This window comes from Caballeronia mineralivorans PML1(12), assembly GCF_001028175.1.
GTDB classification, from domain to species: Bacteria; Pseudomonadota; Gammaproteobacteria; order Burkholderiales; family Burkholderiaceae; genus Caballeronia; species Caballeronia mineralivorans.
This window is the reverse complement of record NZ_AEJF01000299.1, coordinates 1-422: the sequence shown is the minus strand read 5'-3', so window position 1 is coordinate 422 and position 422 is coordinate 1. Positions and strand designations below refer to the sequence as shown.

At 55.2% G+C, this 422-nt stretch carries 1 protein-coding gene; it reads right to left on the bottom strand.

Annotated features, from left to right (window positions below):
- Nucleotides 1–422 (bottom strand): JAB domain-containing protein (locus EOS_RS42760; RefSeq protein ID WP_047898303.1); only part of this gene is annotated, 422 nt, incomplete at both ends.

Sequence of the window (422 nt, the reverse complement as noted above, 5' to 3'; positions counted from 1 at the left end):
TCAGGGACACGGATATCAACGAGCTGAAGCGCCTGCACCAGACGCTGCGTTATAGTCTTATCTGCCTGGCTGGGAGTAGTGTCGCCGGAGGGGTGGTTATGCGCCAGTATCACTGCTGCTGCATTGAAATACAGGGCGCGTTTGACCACCTCACGGGGATGTACCTCGGTACTGCTAATAGAACCGGCAAACAGGGTTTCGTGGGCAATCAACTGGTTCTGCTGGTTCAGATACAGCATCATAAATTCTTCACGCTCCAGCCCCGCCATTTTCAGCTTCAGCCAGTCACGAGCAGCCTGAGTGGAGGTGAATGCCACGCCTGTTTCGCGCAGGTGTCGGTCAAGCAGCGTTAAGGCGCGTTTTACCGTGCGTTGTGCGGTCAGTGGAAGTACCGGTGTCTGTGGGATGAGTGACTGTTCCAT